General features: G+C 71.3%; 16 protein-coding genes. 11 read left to right on the top strand and 5 right to left on the bottom strand.

Annotated features, from left to right (window positions below):
* Nucleotides 1–44: 44 nt before the first annotated feature.
* Genes BZB76_RS02865 through BZB76_RS02855 form a run of 3 tightly spaced genes read right to left on the bottom strand, consistent with a single transcriptional unit; the run spans nt 45 to nt 3,156 of the window.
* On the bottom strand, nt 45–1,109 hold the full coding sequence (locus BZB76_RS02865; RefSeq protein WP_121432719.1) for an S-adenosylmethionine:tRNA ribosyltransferase-isomerase: 1,065 nt from the start codon (nt 1,107–1,109) through the stop codon (nt 45–47).
* Nucleotides 1,106–2,473 carry an MFS transporter gene (locus BZB76_RS02860; protein ID WP_121432718.1) on the bottom strand — a complete coding sequence of 456 codons (1,368 nt, stop codon included), beginning with the start codon at nt 2,471–2,473 and terminating at the stop codon, nt 1,106–1,108. Before BZB76_RS02860 ends, BZB76_RS02865 begins: the two co-directional genes overlap by 4 nt.
* On the bottom strand, nt 2,470–3,156 hold the full coding sequence (locus tag BZB76_RS02855) for an SDR family NAD(P)-dependent oxidoreductase (protein WP_121432717.1): 687 nt from the start codon (nt 3,154–3,156) through the stop codon (nt 2,470–2,472). Before BZB76_RS02855 ends, BZB76_RS02860 begins: the two co-directional genes overlap by 4 nt.
* Before the next feature lie 212 nt (nt 3,157–3,368).
* Here BZB76_RS02855 and BZB76_RS02850 point away from each other — a divergent pair, with 212 nt between their 5' ends.
* From BZB76_RS02850 to BZB76_RS02830, 5 genes are all read left to right on the top strand, one after another.
* The gene (locus tag BZB76_RS02850; protein WP_121432716.1) at nt 3,369–4,514 is read left to right on the top strand and encodes a GAF domain-containing sensor histidine kinase; all 1,146 of its coding nucleotides are present in this window, start codon (nt 3,369–3,371) and stop codon (nt 4,512–4,514) included.
* Nucleotides 4,511–5,197, top strand: coding sequence for a response regulator (locus BZB76_RS02845; RefSeq protein WP_117397570.1), 687 nt, complete (start codon nt 4,511–4,513; stop codon nt 5,195–5,197). Before BZB76_RS02850 ends, BZB76_RS02845 begins: the two co-directional genes overlap by 4 nt.
* Nucleotides 5,198–5,233: 36 nt before the next feature.
* A complete protein-coding gene (locus BZB76_RS02840) occupies nt 5,234–6,019 on the top strand; it encodes a PP2C family protein-serine/threonine phosphatase (RefSeq protein ID WP_121432715.1) in 786 nt (261 codons plus the stop codon).
* Nucleotides 6,020–6,652: 633 nt separating this feature from the next.
* Entirely contained in the window at nt 6,653–7,102 is a 450-nt protein-coding gene (locus tag BZB76_RS02835) for a DUF2752 domain-containing protein (protein WP_211342792.1), read from the top strand.
* An 87-nt stretch (nt 7,103–7,189) separates the two neighbouring features.
* Nucleotides 7,190–7,882 (top strand): RDD family protein, encoded by a 693-nt coding sequence (locus BZB76_RS02830; protein WP_121432714.1) that lies wholly within the window; start codon nt 7,190–7,192, stop codon nt 7,880–7,882.
* A gap of 49 nt (nt 7,883–7,931) precedes the next feature.
* Here the strand turns inward: BZB76_RS02830 and BZB76_RS02825 are convergent, their stop codons facing one another.
* Nucleotides 7,932–8,687: a hypothetical protein gene (locus BZB76_RS02825; protein WP_121432713.1), complete on the bottom strand. Its 756-nt coding sequence runs from the start codon at nt 8,685–8,687 to the stop codon at nt 7,932–7,934.
* A 190-nt stretch (nt 8,688–8,877) separates the two neighbouring features.
* Between BZB76_RS02825 and BZB76_RS02820 the strand changes: the two genes are divergently transcribed.
* The 5 genes from BZB76_RS02820 (at nt 8,878) to BZB76_RS02800 (ending at nt 12,879) form a co-directional block, all read left to right on the top strand.
* Complete coding sequence (locus BZB76_RS02820; protein ID WP_121432712.1) at nt 8,878–9,666, top strand: ABC transporter ATP-binding protein; 789 nt, start codon at nt 8,878–8,880, stop codon at nt 9,664–9,666.
* A 108-nt stretch (nt 9,667–9,774) separates the two neighbouring features.
* Nucleotides 9,775–10,545 (top strand): sulfite exporter TauE/SafE family protein, encoded by a 771-nt coding sequence (locus BZB76_RS02815; protein ID WP_121432711.1) that lies wholly within the window; start codon nt 9,775–9,777, stop codon nt 10,543–10,545.
* 90 nt (nt 10,546–10,635) lie between these two features.
* The gene (locus BZB76_RS02810) at nt 10,636–10,869 is read left to right on the top strand and encodes a hypothetical protein (RefSeq protein WP_121432710.1); all 234 of its coding nucleotides are present in this window, start codon (nt 10,636–10,638) and stop codon (nt 10,867–10,869) included.
* Between the two features lie 349 nt (nt 10,870–11,218).
* The gene (locus BZB76_RS02805) at nt 11,219–11,680 is read left to right on the top strand and encodes an RrF2 family transcriptional regulator (RefSeq protein WP_121432709.1); all 462 of its coding nucleotides are present in this window, start codon (nt 11,219–11,221) and stop codon (nt 11,678–11,680) included.
* Nucleotides 11,680–12,879 carry a globin domain-containing protein gene (locus BZB76_RS02800; protein WP_121432708.1) on the top strand — a complete coding sequence of 400 codons (1,200 nt, stop codon included), beginning with the start codon at nt 11,680–11,682 and terminating at the stop codon, nt 12,877–12,879. The genes BZB76_RS02805 and BZB76_RS02800 overlap by 1 nt, the downstream gene beginning before the upstream one ends.
* 7 nt (nt 12,880–12,886) lie before the next feature.
* Here BZB76_RS02800 and BZB76_RS02795 read toward each other — a convergent pair whose 3' ends face one another.
* Nucleotides 12,887–13,801 (bottom strand): Rieske (2Fe-2S) protein, encoded by a 915-nt coding sequence (locus tag BZB76_RS02795; RefSeq protein WP_121432707.1) that lies wholly within the window; start codon nt 13,799–13,801, stop codon nt 12,887–12,889.
* 246 nt (nt 13,802–14,047) lie between these two features.
* Here BZB76_RS02795 and BZB76_RS02790 point away from each other — a divergent pair, with 246 nt between their 5' ends.
* On the top strand, nt 14,048–15,151 hold the full coding sequence (locus BZB76_RS02790) for a CapA family protein (protein ID WP_121432706.1): 1,104 nt from the start codon (nt 14,048–14,050) through the stop codon (nt 15,149–15,151).
* Nucleotides 15,152–15,158 lie beyond the last annotated feature (7 nt).

Below are 15,158 nucleotides of genomic sequence, written 5' to 3'. Positions count from 1 at the left end.
GCGGAGATGAACGTCCTGTGCACGAGGGTCCGCCGCGCGTCCGCTCAACCCAGAACGAGGTTGATGTCGCCGAATTCGTGCCACAGGTAGCCCTCGGCGAGGGCGGCGTCGTAGGTGGCGGTGAGCAGGTCGGGGCCCGCGATGGCGGTGAGCATCATCAGGTGGGACGACTTCGGTTCGTGCAGGCCGGTGAGGAGGCCGTTCACGGCCCGGACGCCGTGGTCGGGGGTGACGACGTGTTCCGTCCAACCGGTGGACGGCCGGACGTGCCCGGAGGCGTCCACGGCCGTCTCCAGGGCCCGGACGGCGGTCGTTCCGACGGCGATCACCCGGCCGCCGCGGGAGCGGACGTGTTCGACCAGCGCGGCCGTCGCCTCGGGAACTTCGTAGCGTTCGGCGTAGGGCGGTTCGTGCGCCTCGGGCGACGCGACGCCGGTGTGCAGCGTGATCGGGGCCATGAGAACGCCGCGCGAGACGAGCCGGGTCACCAGTTCGGGCGTGAACGGACGCCCGGCGCTCGGCATCTCCGCGCTGCCGGTGGACCGGTCGCGGGCGAACACGGTCTGGTAGGCGGTGGTCGGCCAGTCGCGACGGACGTACCCGTACCGGATCGGTGCGCCATGGCGCCGCAGATACGGGACGACGTCCGTGCTCAACCGCGCTTCCCAGAGCCGCTCCGATCCCCCGTGAGGGGACGACCGTCCACACTCCCCGGGACCGCCTCCATGGCGTCCGACGAGGGTGAGGGTGGCGCCGCCGGGGAGGGGGATCCACTCGCCGGCGCAGCCGCCCGTGTAGGGCTTGCTGGTCTTGCCGGTATTGCGGCGAAGCTCGACGATCCAGAGCCGGTCGTCCGCGCCCGGGACGGGTGTGGAGAAGTGCACGCTGATCCGGTCGAGCCGGACGGCGGCGGGCAGCGTGGCCGACGTGTTGACGACCAGGAGGTCGCCGGGGTCGAGCAGGTCGGGCAGTTCACGGAACTCGTGGTGGGCGATCTCGCCGGTGGCGCGGCGGGAGACGAGGAGCCGGACGCCGTCGCGGGTGCGGCCGCGCGCCTCCGGAGGCTCATGGGCCTCCAAAGCGGTGGGAAGGGTGAAATCGACGGTCATGTCCGGACCTCCAGGCGGAGTGCGGCGATCACGCCGAACGCGGCGATCGCCGCGAACAGCCCCCCGGCGACGGCGAGGCCCGTGCCGAGCCTCTCGCCGCCGAAGCCGGTGACCAGCGCGCCCGCGATCCCGACCACGAGGGAGGAGCCGAGGGTGTCGCTGATCTGCAACGCGGACGAGTTGACGCCCTGCTCGTCCTCGGGCGACAGGTCGAGAAGCAGGACGGAGAGACTGCCGATCGAGAAGCCCATGCCGGCGCCGCCGATGATCCACGCGGGCACGGCGAGCCAGCCGGAGATCTGCAACGCGACCGCGACGGCGATGACCCCGGCGGTGACGAACACGGCGCCGAGCAGCGCGTAGAACTCGCGGGGACGCTCGGACCTGCCCTGGATCTGCGACGCCGCCGACCAGCCGAGCGCCCCCACGGTCAGCACGATCCCCGCCTGTGTCGCGGTGAAGTCGTGCAGCCGGGTCAGCGCCAGCGGGATGAACACGTCGGCGCCGAAGAACGCCCCGGCGAGCAGGCCCCGGACGAGGACGACGCTCGGCAGCCCGCGGCGCAGCCGGAGCGTCCCGGCGGGCAGCAGCCTCGGCAGCCCGTAGGCGAGGCCCGCGATCCCGAGGGCGGCGGCGAGCGGCATCGTCCAACCGGGCCTGTCCAGGCCGTACAGCAGGGCCCCGGCACCGGCCGCCACCGCGACGGCGGCCACGGCACGACCCCTGCCGTCGGACGGGGAGCCCTTCGACTTCTCGATGCCGCGCAGCGCGGGCACCAGCAGCAGCGTCGGCGGGATCACCAGCGGGACCAGCCCGAGGAACACCCACCGCCAGTCGACGTGCTCGGCGACGACCCCGCCGACCCCCGGGCCGATCAGCGACGGCAGCACCCACGCCGCCGACAGCGCGGCGAACACCCGGGAACGCAGCGCCTCCGGGTACACGCGGGCGATCACGACGTACAGCGCGACCAGCGACACGCCCGTGCCGAGGCCCTGCACGGCGCGACCCACGACGAACAGCCACATGGACGGCGCCGCGCCCGCGACCAGCAACCCGACGACGAACGTGCCGAGCCCGATCATGAGCGGCCGGACGGGCCCCGACCGGTCGATCCAGCCGCCCGCCAGCACCGTCGACAGCAGGCTCATGATCAGCGTGGCGCTGAAGCCCCACGCGTACAGGGACAGGCCGTCCAAATCGTCCGCGACGACCGGCATGACGGTTCCGACGGCCATGCTCTCGAACGCCAGCAGCGTGACGACCAGCACGATCCCGAACGTCGTCCCCCGGTATCCGGAGCCGAGCAGGCCTCGCCCGGGAACGGCCCCCGCCGTGTGTTCGGGTTCGAGGACGGTGGTCATCGCGCGCCCGCCAGGTCGGCGGCCCGGTAGCGGCCGCTGGACGGACGGTCGGTCACAAGACGACGCAACGCGGCCGCGGCCTCCTCCGGGGGCGGAGCGGCGTCGGCGTCCTCACCGGCCGCGCGCAGCATGTCGGTGTTCATCTCGCCCGGATCCGCCCACCACACGGCCACCTCGGGCTCCTCGGCGGCGAGGACGTTGGACAACTGTTCCAACGCGGCCTTCGTCAACCCGTAGCCGCCCCAGGTCTCGTAGTTCTCCACGGCCGCGTCCGAGGTGATGTTCAAGATCGCGCCGCGCCGTTCCCGCAGGCTCGGCAGGACGTCCTGGATCAGCGCCAGCGGCGCCAGCACGTTCGTCGCGAACGTGCCGGCCAGGTCGGTGACGGGCAGGGCCGCGAGCCGGTACATCGGTGTCGGGCCGAGCGTGCTCGCGTTGTTGACGAGCAGGTCGAGCCCGCCGTCCACCGCGCGGACCAGTTCGGCGCGGTGAGCCGGGTCGGTGACGTCCCCGGCGATCGCGGTGACGTTCCCGGGGGCGTCGTCGGCGATGGTACGGGCCGCCGCCGACAGTTCGTCCGCGTTGCGCGCGTCGACGACGAGACGCCAGCCGTCCCGGGCCAGCTCGCGGGCCAGCGCCCGGCCGAGCCCCCGTGACGCCCCGGTGATCAGTGCTGTTCTCATGCTCTCGACGCTAGGAATCCGCGGTGTTCGCGGCATCGGCCAACGGGCCGTTCCGACGCTGGTCAGATGGTCCTAGGACCGGCGTCCCGGACGTCCCGACCGCGTGGGCGAAGACCTCCCCCCGGGGGCTGATTCGGGAAGCGCCGTGCAGCGAGTACGGTCTTCACATGTGAGCGCCATCGGGCGCTCGGCCAGCGGAGACGAGAGACCGGATGGAAACGGGCGACGGCCGCCGCGGCGATCAGGGCGCGACCCTGCACGCCGTGAGCTCCGCCGTGCTCGCGGTGACCCGGCACCTGTCCGTCCACGAGGTCCTCCAGGTGATCGTGCGGGCGGCGGCGCGGCTGCTGGACGTCCGGTACGCGGCGCTCGGCGTCCCGGACGACGAGGGCTCGTTCGCCGAGTTCGTCGTCGAGGGCGTCACCGACGAAGAGTGGGACCGCATCGGCCCCCTGCCCCGCCAGCACGGGATGCTCGCCGCGATGCTGCACGGCGACACGCCGAAACGGCTCGCCGACATCCGCAAGGAGCCCGAGTTCGAGGGGTGGCCGCACGCGCACCCCGTCCTGAAGGACTTCCTCGGCGTCCCGATCCGCGACGGCGAGAACGTCCTCGGCATCGTCTTCCTCGCCAACAAGCGGCACCCCGGCGGTTTCTCCGCCGAAGACGAGGAGCTGCTCACCCTGTTCGCCGCGCACGCCGCGATCGCCATCACCAACGCCCGCCTGTACGAGCACAACCGGGAGCTGACGGTCGTCGCCGAACGCAACCGCATGGCCCGCGAACTGCACGACGCCGTCGCCCAGAAACTGTTCTCGCTGCGCCTCACCGCCCGCACGGCGTCCGCGCTGGCCGAACGGGATCCGGCCCGGACCGTCCGGGAACTGGAGCAGGTCGAGCGGCTCGCCGCCGAGGCCCTCGCCGAACTCCGCGCCGTGATCTTCGAGCTGCGCCCGGCCGACCTCGTCGACGGTCTCGTCGCCTCGCTGCGCAAACACGTCGAGGTCCTCGACCGCGCGCACGAGACGAGCGTGCGCATCGCCGCCGACGAGGCCGTCGTCCTCCCCGAGGAGCACGAGGCCGTCGCGTTCCGCATCACCCAGGAGGCGCTCTACAACGCGCTGCGGCACGCCGACGCGCGGACCGTGGAGGTGCGGCTCGGCACCAGGGACGGCCAGGCCGTGCTGGAGGTCGCCGACGACGGCTCCGGGTTCGACGCGTCCGGCGGCACGGCCGAGCCGCAGAACGGGCTGGGGCTCGCGTCCATGCGCGACCGCGCCTACTCGATCGGCGGCGAGCTGACCATCGACGCCGCGCCGGGGAAGGGCACGACCGTCCGGCTGGAGGTGCCGCTGTGACCGCGAACGGGCGCGGGCCGATCAGGGTCCTGATCGCCGACGACCATCCGGTCGTCCGGCAGGGGCTGCGCACCTTCCTCGGCATCCAGGACGACATCGAGGTCGTCGGCGAGGCCGAGGACGGCGTGTCGGCCGTGAAGCTGGCCGAATCCCTGGAGCCCGATATCGTGCTCATGGACCTCAAGATGCCGGGCGCCGACGGCCTGGTCGCGCTGACGGAGCTGCGGGCGCGCGGGGTGGCGGCACGGGTCCTGGTCCTGACCAGCGTCACCGAACGCGGGCATGTGCTGCCCGCAGTTCAGGCGGGCGCTGCCGGGTACCTGTACAAGGACGTCGACCCGCAGGCGCTCGTCCAGGCGATCCGGGCGGTCAACGATGGACATGTGCTGTTCGCGGCCGACGCGGCCGAGGCGATGCTGGCGGGCGGGCCGGAATCGCACGACGACCGCGGCCTGGCCGCGCTGACCGAACGGGAACGGGAGGTGCTCGTGCATATCGCGCGGGGCAGGTCCAACCGGGAGATCGCCCGTGCGCTCGTGGTGTCCGAGAAGACGGTCAAGACGCACGTCAGTAATCTGCTCATGAAACTGGGAGTCCAGGATCGTACACAGGCGGCGCTGTACGCCGTCCGGCACGGCGTCGGCCCGTCCGACGCCGATGGCGACGCCGCCGCCCGTGACTGATACAACTCCTCTGACCGGATCGTCATCGAAATTGGTATGAACGTAGCAATCAGATACGCAGCAGGCAGCGACATCGGCTGCAACCGAGAGAACAACGAGGACTCGGGTTATGCCGGTGCGCGGCTGATCGCGGTCGCGGACGGCATGGGCGGCTACGCGGGCGGCGAAGTCGCGAGTTCCACCGTGATCGGCTCGTTGCGCTCCCTGGACACGGGCGCCCCCAAGGACGACCTCGTCGAGATACTGGGCCGCGCCGTGGCGGAGGCCAACGAGAAGCTGCGCATCGTCCGGGAGGAACGTCCCGACCTGAGCCGCATGGGCACCACGCTCACCGCGATGCTGTGGTCCGGCGACGCGGTCGCCCTCGCGCATGTCGGCGACTCGCGCGGCTACCTCCTGCGCGACGGCGAGCTGTTCCAGATGACGCAGGACCACACCATGGACGAGCTGCTCAAGGCGGAGGCCGAACAGGCGGGCCAGCAGGCCGACCCCGCCGAGACGTCCCGCCTGTCGCACGTGCTCTACCGGGTCCTGGACGGACGCGAGGACCGCGAGCCCGACCTGCGCCTCCGCGAGGCCCGTCTCGGCGACCGCTACCTCCTGTGCTCGGACGGCCTGAGCGGCCCGGTCGACGCCCAACGCATCTACGAGATCCTGTCCGCCGAGGCCGACCCGCAACGCGCCGTCGACCGCCTCATCGAACAGGCCCGCGACAACGGCGGCCCCGACAACATCACGGCAGTGATCGCCGACGTCGTCGAGCCCGACCACGTCACCGGCAACGAACCCCCCCTGATCGTGGGCGCGGCCGCCCAATCCTGACCCCGCCCGCCCTCCCCGCACCAACCGATCAGAAGCCGCCACCCTGCCAACCCGTGCTCGCCCCCCGCCCAGCCCCACCCGCTTGACCCACGACGAATCCGTCCGGCACATCCCGCTCCCATCGGGACCTCGAGCGATCGCCCCACTTCGACCTCGACCGCCCGCACTGACACGTCTTGTGCCGCCCGAACAGGGCTGTCCACCCGCTTGCTGGATTGTGTTCGTGCCTGCCCGGATTTGGCGCGATGCACTGGTCCGGCACGAACGGAGACGACGTGGAGTGCGTCAAGCTCGCGACTTTTTCCAACAATCTTGACCGTCCGCACCCGCACCGCCGAGTGGGGCTGGCTCGGTGGGCTCTTGGGTGGTCCTCTCTCGTTGGGGGCGGGGTTTTCGTCTCGATCAGTGCAGGTTGTCGCAGGTGTTGCAGTGTCGGGGGATCGGGGATTCGTTTGACGGTTCGGGCGAAAGGGTGCCCACGTAGCTGGTGATTTGTCCTACTCTTGCCCTGGGGCGGTGTCGCCGAGCGTGGGGTAACGGTCCGATCGCGGATTGTGGTCCGGGCTTGACCCGCCTCCGGGTGAACCCGATATACGGGTCACTCACCTGTATGTCATCGAGGCGGAGGATTCAGTGGGGGAGTCGCCCGGGACGGCGGTCGCCGGTGCACCGAGAGGTGCGCTCGGCGGGCTCGTCGGCCGGTCCCTCACCGCGGCGCGGCACGGACCCCAGGGTGTCGTGTTGCGGGTCGCGGCGGTGGCCGTGGCGGCCATCGGCGCGGCGTGGATCCACCGTGTCAACGACCCCGGCGTGCTCTGTCCCCTTCGGGCGTTCACCGGAATTCCGTGTCCCCTGTGCGGGGGGACCACCGTCTTCATCGAGCTCGGTTCGGGCCGTCCCGGTCAGGCCGTGCTCGCGAACCCGGTGGCCCTCACCGGCGCGGTCGCGCTGGTGCTCGCGCCGCTGGGCACGGGACGACGGTGGTGGGCACTCCAGCCGACAACCCGTGCCTGGATGCTCGGCACCGCCCTCGTGGGGTCGGAGCTGTGGCAGCTCGTCCGGTTCGGCGTTCTGCGGGTTTGAGCCGCGGTCGGTCCTCGGTCAGACTTGCGGAGCCCACCGGGTCCGGCGGGCGTCACATAAGACAGGGTCAATCAATAAGGAGCAAGTGTGGGTAACCCCTACGACCCCTACGGCCAGCAGCCGGGCTACGGGCAGCAACAGCCCGGGTACGGCCAGCAGCCCCCGGCGCAGCCCGGGTACGGCCAGCCTCCGGCCCAGCCGGGCTACGGGCAGCAGCAGCCGGGCTACGGCCAGCCCGCCGCGCAGCCCGGATACGGGCAGCAGCCGCCTCCCGCCGCGCAGCCCGCGTACGGGGCGCCGGCGCAGCCCGCCCAGGCGGGCTACCAGGAGGTGCACCACCACCACTACGGCTCGACCGGTCAGCTGGCCGAGTGGGGTTCGCGGGCGGGTGGCCTCATCATCGACGCCCTGGTCGTCGCGGCCCCGGCCATTGTGCTCTTCATCGTCGCGGGCCTGCTGTTCGGTTCCGGTAGCGGCGGCGCGGCCCTGATCGGCGTGTTGTTCTACATCATCGCCATCGGTGTCCAGTTCGGTGGCGCCCTGTGGCTGTGCTACCAGGAGGGCACCACGGGCCAGACGATCGGCAAGCGGCAGATGGGCATCCGGCTCGTCAGCGCGCAGACCGGTCAGCCGATCGGGTTCGGCATGGCGTTCGTCCGCAGGCTCGCGCACTTCCTCGACCAGGCGCTGTGCTGCCTCGGCTACCTCTGGCCGCTGTGGGACGAGCGCAAGCAGACCTTCGCCGACAAGGTCTGCAACACCATCGTGGTGCGCAACTGACCTGAGCCACGATGAGCGGGGCGTCCCTTCCGGGGCGCCCCGTCTCTCATTACGGGACGGGGTCGAACGCGCTGTTGCACGCGGCGACGAGCGCTCGCCGGACGGCTCCGTCCAGCAGTCGCAGTGCCTCACCCCGGCGCCGTATCTGGTCGGCGCCGAGGCGACCGTCGTCCATCTGCCGGGCGAGGTCGACGACGAGGGACAGGCGGCGGGCGAGCGCGGCGACACGGTGGGCGCGGGCCGGGTAGCCGGGGGCGAGCGGATGGTCGCCGCGGTCCGGGTCGCGCAGCGCGGCGAGCGCGTCGGTGATCTCGGGCGGGACGGCGGCGACATCGTCGACGGTCACCAGCGCCTCGGTGGCGTCCCGCATCGCGAGGGTGAGTTGCCGGTCGGCGTCCGCGAGGGACGGCACGTCCGGCGGACCGGGCGCCGCGTCATGGGTGGCCCAGCGGACCCCGACGTAGGAGGATCCGCGCCGATCCTCCGCGGGGACGAGCCCGATGGTCCGGTCGCCGAGCACCGCGACGACGGCGGCGCCCGCGTCGATCGCGGCGCGGTTGAGGGCGGGCGGGCCGGTCAGCCCCAGCGGGTCGCCCGGTTCGGGCAGCGACAGCCGCAGCGCCGACATCCCGCCGACGCGCAGGTCGCCCAGGCCGCGGCGCAACGTCACCTCGGCGGACGCGCAGTCGAGGATCTGCGGCCCGGAAACCTTCTCGACCGCGTCGACCGCCTCGTCCAGGCCGACGTGACCCGCCAGCCAGGCATTGCCCCAGGCGACCAGTGCGGTCGCAACGTCCTTGCTCATCGCCGTTCCCAACACTCCCTGATGGGCATGCGACCCACCATAAGCGTTCGGACCGACGACACCACCGGACCGTAAGGAACCTCTTGCGCCGAAGCCTCTCCGACGGCAAACCCGGGCGCCACGTCCACCAAGGCATCGCATAGGTTCTTTCCTGAGAATTCAGGACCAGCGGATTGGACGAAGGCGCGCGATGGCCGGCGAGGTACTTCAGCTCCGCGGAGTCGGGGTCAGGCGCGGGAGGAAGAACCTGCTGCGCGATGTCACATGGACGGTGAACGAGGGCGACCGGTGGGTCATCGTCGGACCGAACGGCGCGGGCAAGACGACCCTGCTCCAGATCGCGGCCGCGATGATGCATCCGACCGAGGGCACGGCCGTCCTGCTGGAGGAGCGGCTCGGCCGGACCGACGTGTTCGAGCTGCGTCCCCGGATCGGCCTCGCCAGCTCGTCCCTCGCGGCGGCGGTCCCGCCCGAGGAAAAGGTCATCGACCTGGTGCTGACCGCGTCGTACGCGATTCTCGGACGCTGGCGGGAGGAGTACGACTCCACGGACGTGGACCGCGCGGTCGCGTTGCTCGACGCGCTCGGCTGCGCCGACCTGGTCCGTCGCACGTTCGGGACGCTGTCGGAGGGCGAGCGCAAACGCGTCCAGATCGCCCGCGCGATGATGCCCGACCCCGAACTGCTGTTGCTGGACGAACCCGCAGCCGGCCTCGATCTCGGCGGACGCGAGGACCTCGTCGCCCGTCTCGCCGCCCTCGCCGACGACCCCGCCGCGCCCACGATGGCGATGGTCACCCACCATGTGGAAGAGGTCCCCGAGGGGTTCACGCACGCGCTGCTGCTGCGCGACGGCGAGATCGTCACGCAGGGCAAGGTGGACGAGGTGTTCACCGCGGAGCATCTGTCGGCCACTTTCGGCCTTCCGCTCGCCGTGGACCGTCAGAATGGCCGTTGGTACGCACGTTCCACCCGCTGAATCCGGTTTAATCACCCCGGAACCGCCACCCCATCGACGGTTGTGGGCGGCGTAGAACCTACGATGTGTGCGCCGTGGGGATTTCATAGGGGCCGGGGTGGTGCGTACGTGGACGTACTGGACGCGGTCGCCGTGTTCGCGGCCGGGGTCGCCGCGGGCGGCATCAACACGATCGTCGGATCCGGCTCCCTGATCACGTTCCCGACCCTGGTGGCGCTCGGCTATCCGCCCGTGGTGGCGAACGTGTCCAACAACCTCGGCCTCGTTCCGGGCGGCGTGGCCGGCGCCTACGGGTACCGCGAGGAGTTGCGGGGGCAACGCGCGCGGCTGCTCCGGTTCGCCGTCGCCTCCGTCATCGGCGCCGTGATCGGCGCGCTCCTGCTGCTCGGCCTTCCGGCGGAGGCGTTCAACGTCATCGTCATCGCCCTGATCATGATCGCGCTGGTTCTGGTGGTGGCGCAGCCGCGCCTGCAAAGGTGGGTGCTGCGACGCCGGGAAGGCGAACATCGTCCGCACGGCGGCCCGGTGCTGTGGGTCGCGATCCTGCTCACGGGCGTGTACGGCGGCTATTTCGGCGCCGCGCAGGGCATCATCCTCATCGCGCTCCTCGGCATTCTGCTGGACGAGGAACTCCAGCGGGTGAACGCGGCCAAGATCGTTCTTTCGGCCGTGGTGAACGGGGCCGCCGCGGTGCTGTTCATCCTCACCTGGCTGTTCTTCGACACGAAGATCGACTGGGGTGTGGTGCTGCTCATCGCGCTCGGCACCACGGTCGGCGGGCTGCTGGGGGCCAGGGTCGGCCGCCGCATCCCGCCGTTGGCGTTGCGCGGGGTCATCGTCGCGGTGGGCGTCATCGCGATCGTCAATCTGCTGGCCTGACCAGCCCGTACGCCCCGTCGTCACACGGTTGGCGACCCGACGTTCCGGGTATAGATCGAATATACGTTCGACTGCCGGAGGTTCGTGCCGATGAAGGGCGACAGGGTCGAGATCGTCATCGATGCCGGGGGCGAAGGAACGCGAACGTACGAGGTCGTGGCGAGCCGGGCGGGTCGCCGTGTGGAGATCGCCAACCGGCGCGGCGTCGTGGAGGTCAGCGAGGTGACCCGCACGGGCACCCCTGTCCGCACGGCCCGTTTCATGTCCAGCCGAGTACTCGCCCTCGTCGAACATCCCGTCTCCGTCACCCCCGACAACGCCTAGAGTCGGGCTCTCCCTTCCTCCCGGTGGACGTTCGCCCCACCGATGAAGGGCCCCTCCCCGGATCGACATCACCCGGCTGGAACCGAAGGGCTGGTTCTTCGGCGTCCAGATCACCGCCTCGACGCGCCGGCGCAGCCGTCCCGTGAACACCTCCCGACGGGCTCGGCTTCGTCGCCGCGGACCGGGCAGGTTCCCAGGTCGGCCGCGGCCTTCTCCGCACCGGCGTCGGCGAATCCCCTGTGGCGCAGGCAGGGCCGAAGGCCGGCGGGGTGCTCGCCGCCGCGCATGCCCGTATGTGGGGATTCCCACAAATCGGACTTCAGGAGTCCGATTTGACTATGATCAAGGCGTGCATCTGACTCAGTCCACCGATCTGGGCCTGCGCGTGCTGATGCTGCTGGGCGCATCCGACGAGCGGCGGTCCGCCGCCGAGCTCGCCGAACGTCTCCAGGCCGCGCCCCAACACATGGCGAAGATCGTGCAGCGGCTTCGCAAACACGGTTGGGTCGAGACCGCGCGCGGCCGGAGCGGTGGCGTCGTCCTCGCCCCCGGCGCGACCGATGCCTCGGTCGGTGCGATCGTCCGGGCGCTGGAAGGGCCCGGCGAGGTCGTCGACTGCGACGGTCCGCCCTGCCCGCTGCGCGGTGCGTGCCGGCTGCGCGGGGCGTTGCGGACGGCGCAGGAGGCCTTCCTGGCGTCGCTGGATCAGGTGTTGCTCGGTGACCTGGTGACCGGTCCCGCCGGCCAGGTCCTGCTCTCGCTGGCTTCGCCGGCGCCCCCCGTCACGTTCCCCCCAGAGAAAGGCCCGTGATGCTCTCGTCCGACCACGCCGAGATCGTGCGCGCCACGCTGCCCGCCGTGACCGCCCACGGTTCGACGATCACCGGTGAGTTCTATGCCGCGATGTTCGCCGCGCACCCCGAACTGCGGAACCTGTTCAACCAGGGCAACCAGGCCAACGGCGAGCAGCGCCAGGCGTTGGCGGGCTCGGTGGCCGCGTTCGCCCGGCACCTCGTGGAGCCGGAGTCCACCATCCCGTTCCAGCGGATACTCGCCCGTATCGCGCATAAGCACGCCTCGCTCGGCGTCCGTCCCGAGCAGTACACGATCGTCGGACGGCATCTGCTGGACGCGGTCGCCGCAGTACTGGGCGATGCGGTGACGCCCCAGGTTCATGCCGCATGGTCCGAGGTGTACTGGCTGTTCGCGACGCTGCTGATCGCCGAGGAGGCCCGGCTCTACCAGGACGCCGCCTGCGACCCGCAGCACCCGCTCCGCCCCTGGCGTGTCTTGGAGCGCCGGGACGAGGCGGAGGACACGATCTCGCTCGTCCTCGCTCCCGCGGACGGCGGCAAGGTGCCGACGCATCGTCCAGGCCAGTACATCTCCGTCGAGGTCACGCTCCCGGACGGGCTGCGCCAGCTCCGCCAGTACACGCTGTCGCGGGCGGCGCGCGACACCGTCCAGATCACGGTGCGGCGGGTCCGCGGCCACGGCACCGCCCCCGACGGCGCCGTCTCGACGCTCCTGTTCGACCATGTCGCGGTCGGGGACGACCTGGCGCTCTCCCGGCCCTACGGGGACGTGGTCATGGACGACGAGGACGACCCGCTCGTCCTGATCAGCGCGGGCATCGGCATCACCCCGGCCGCCGCGATGATCGATCAACTGGCCACCGTGCGGCCCGACCGGCCTGTGCTGGCCGTCCATGCCGACCGGAACCCCCGCACCCACGCGCTCCGCGACCAGATCGCCCGCGCGGGCGCCCGGATGACCACCTTCCGGCAGCTCACCTGGTACGAGGACCCGGAGGGAACCGAGAACGCGAACGTCCGGCCCGGCCGGATCGACGTGACCGCGCTACCACTGCCGAGCAAGGCGCGCGTCTTCATGTGCGGTCCGATCCCGTTCATGCGGGACGTCAGGCGCGGCCTGGTCGACGCGGGCGTCTCAGACGAACGCGTCCACTACGAGGTGTTCGGACCCGACCTGTGGCAGGGAGCCGAGTGAGTCCGCGCTAGTACGGGCGGACCTGGACGGTGCCCTCATCGGTCACGCGGGACTCGAACGCGGGTTGGCGGGCCGTCGCCGGGCCGTGCACGACGGAGCCGTCGTCCACGCGGAACGTGCTCCCGTGCCATGGGCAGATGACACAGGTGTCGGCGTTGTCGTCGGTGACGATGCGTCCCTGGTGCAACGGCCCGGCGAGATGGCTGCACCGGTCGGCGAGGATATGGATGTCGCCGCCCTTCCGCAGGACGAACAGGCTGATGTAACCGAGGCGGCGATGGACGGGCCAACCGTCCGGCAGTTCCTCGACGGCGCACAGGTCATGCCAGCCGAGCGGGACGAGATGACTGATCTGATCGGCGTGGCTCGCGCCCGCGGCCTGCCGGAACGCCAGATGGCCGCCGAGGTAGGCGCCCGCGAACAGGACGGTGAGCCCGGCGAACCCGAAGGCGCGTCCGGCGGCGTCGCGTCCCTGGCCGCGGGCGACGAGCGACGCCGTGTACAGCGAGCTCGCCGTGGCCATGCCGGCCGCGTGGAAGAGACCGACGCGCTGCTGCTCGCGGTGCAGAGCCGACCAGTCGGCGATTCCGGTGAGGACGGTCGGTACGGCGCTCGCGAGCCCGGCGGCCACGAGCGTCTGGGACGCGCGCCGCCCGCCCGGCAGCAGATCGAGGACGGCTGCCGACACCCAGAAGCCGATGGGCATGTCGGACAGGGGCGGGTGCGCGGGATGCCCGAGAGGGACTCCGTGCAAAGCGTCCTTGACGGGCCCGGGACGCAGCGTCCGCCGCACCGTCGTGGACATGACGCGGATGACGCGGTCGAGGCCGCGCATGTGTTCGAGGCTTTCGGTGGCGTCGGCCAGCCGCGTCGATCCCTGCGGCCGGGACATGCGACGGAAGATGTTCACTTTGCGTTCCATGTCCCTCCTCCGCGGTCGTGCTGGGTCCCTGTCGCGACACTAGCTTTCCGCGTTCCCTCACGGCCAGTCATACCTACCTGTAGCGGGCAGGGCCTAAACCCCACGGTCGGCGCCCCCGCCTCCCGGCGCCGTGACGTGGATCTTTAGTCGGTCGAGTGTGACCCGTGGGGTGGACGTGACCGCCTGCCGTGGGATGCTGGGCGTCCGATGGACCGGGTCCGTGGCGGACCGGACGGGAGGTGGGCGATGGGCGGGCGTGCCAGGAGGGTCGCCGCGGCGGCCATGGCCGGGACGATGGCGCTGACCGCGGCGGCGTGCGGCGACAACGGCGGGTCCGTCGTGGAGGGCGCGACGAAGGGGCCCACGTCCGAGGGCCGGGGCAACTCCCCCGAGGGGAAGCCGTCCAAGGCGCCCGCCAAGCAGCCGATCGTTCTGGCGTTCGGCGGTGACACGCACTTCGAGGGGATGCTGCGCTCCCGGCTCGGCAATCCCGAGACGGCGCTCGGCCCGGTGGCGAAGCAGCTGCGCTCCGCCGACCTCGCCATGATCAACCTGGAGACCGCGATCACGACGGGCGGCGGGACGCCCGCGCCGAAGGCGTTCACGTTCCGCGCCCCGCCGACCGCGTTCACCGCGCTCAAGGCCGCCGGGGTCGACGTCGTGTCCATGGCGAACAACCACGGCATGGACTACATGGAAGGCGGCCTGCGCGAGTCCTTGGCCGCCATCAAGCGCAGCGGGTTCCCGGTCGTCGGCATCGGCAAGAACGCCGACGACGCCTTCCGCCCGTATCGCGTCACCGTTAAGGGCAACAAACTCGCCATCGTCGGCGCGACTCAGGTACTGGACGACAACCTGATCCAGGCGTGGACGGCCACCGACACCAAGGGCGGGCTCGCGTCGGCAAAGAACGTCCCCCGGATGGTGCAGGCGGTGAAGGAGGCACGCAAGGGCGCCGACGTCGTCATCGTCCATCTGCACTGGGGAGCGGAGCTTCAGCCCTGTCCGCTGCCGCGCCAGCAGGAACTCGCCAAGCAACTCGTCGCGGCGGGCGCCGACATCGTCGTCGGAGGCCACGCGCACATCCCGCTCGGCGGCGGCTACCTGGACAACGCCTACGTCCACTACGGCATGGGGAACTTCGTGTTCTACTCCGCGAACGGCAAGACCGCGGAGTCCGGAGTGCTGTTCCTGCGCGTGCAGAACGGCAAGGTCGTCAAGGACAAGTGGGCGCCCGCACGGATCTCCGGCGGCCTGCCGATCCCGCTGAAGGGCGCGGCCGCGCAGTCCGCACTCCAGCGGTGGAACGGCCTGCGCGACTGCACCGGGCTCCAGGCCGACCCGCCCTGACGAGCGG

The organism is Actinomadura pelletieri DSM 43383 (assembly GCF_003634705.1).
GTDB classification, from domain to species: domain Bacteria; phylum Actinomycetota; class Actinomycetes; order Streptosporangiales; family Streptosporangiaceae; genus Spirillospora; species Spirillospora pelletieri.
This window is presented reverse-complemented; position numbering and strand designations above follow the sequence as displayed.